Source organism: Campylobacter concisus (assembly GCF_002914195.1).
Lineage (GTDB): Bacteria > Campylobacterota > Campylobacteria > Campylobacterales > Campylobacteraceae > Campylobacter_A > Campylobacter_A concisus_M.
The window spans coordinates 1-1,096 of sequence record NZ_PPAU01000042.1 but is presented as its reverse complement, the minus strand read 5'-3'; the positions used below and the strand labels follow the sequence as shown (position 1 = coordinate 1,096).

The following is a 1,096-nucleotide window of genomic DNA, read 5'->3' as shown; positions in this document are numbered from 1 at the left end:
CAAGAAATTCATTGCTCTTAAATCTGCAGAAGATAAGCAGCCAAAACTATTCGCATAGTCGCTTCCTTAAAACTGGCATTTTTTTATTAATTTGACAAGTGTCCCCTTTTTAAGGGGTCAAGGGGATATCCCCTTGCGAGCCTCAATGAATACCGCTAGGTATTACCTTGAGTATGCTCGCCTATAGTAAAAACATACTTTGTAACATAATTTTGTCGGACATTTTCGGCGTTAAAGCCTATCCTGCAATCAATAAAAAAGATGTGTTATGGGGTTATAACCCCATAAGGGTGGAGCATTATAGCAACTTTCGCCCTAAGTGCGAATGAGAGTGCATAAACGCCGAAAAGCCCAAAATAAGGGGTCCCACGTCAGTGGGGAAGTGTTTTGAGCGGAAGGCTCTTGGCTATATATAATATAAGTGTGTAACCTACAAACTCCAAAAATTGGCAATTCTTGTCAAATTAATAAAAAACTCTTACCTTTAAGTTTTTGCACTGATCGAATTAAATTTTATAGCTGATTTTTGTGTTTGAATTTGGGGGGTTACTACGACACCCCCCAATGGGTGACTTGTGACATGTGACGTAAGTTTATTTTAAGTTATATTGTGACACAATTCAAGTATCAAAAAAAAAGAGAACCTGAAACACCTTTTTAAATTTATGGTTCTCTTTTTTAGAATGGAGTTAAATTATGGCACAAGATGCTAAAAATGTCAAAAAGAGAAACTGGGCTTTTGTTGCATACCCTGAGAGTATGCCAACCAACTGGCTTGAAATATTGCAAGAAACAGGCGCACCTATTGCTATTTCACCGCTACACGATAAAGATTTGAATGCTGATGAACACGAGAAAAAGGCACATTATCACGTAATTTGTTGCTGGGACGGTCCAGTTCGTTTTACTCAAGCCGAAAAATTGGCAAAATCTGTTAATGGCACAATTCCTATTCCTTTAGAGAGCATACGGGGCTATTATCGATATTTTACTCATAAAGACAACCCAGAGAAGCACCAGTATGATGAAAGCGAAATAAAGTGCCTTAATGGCTTTGCAATTACTGATTTTGTTGAGCTTAGTAAAAGTGAAGTAG

At 37.7% G+C, this 1,096-nt stretch carries 1 protein-coding gene; it reads left to right on the top strand.

What is annotated here, in order from left to right; all coding sequences use genetic code 11:
- Window positions 1-696 precede the first annotated feature (696 nt).
- Window positions 697-1,096, top strand: a 400-nt coding sequence (locus CYP28_RS00885; RefSeq protein ID WP_103592740.1) for a replication protein, incomplete at its 3' end; no start/stop codon positions are given.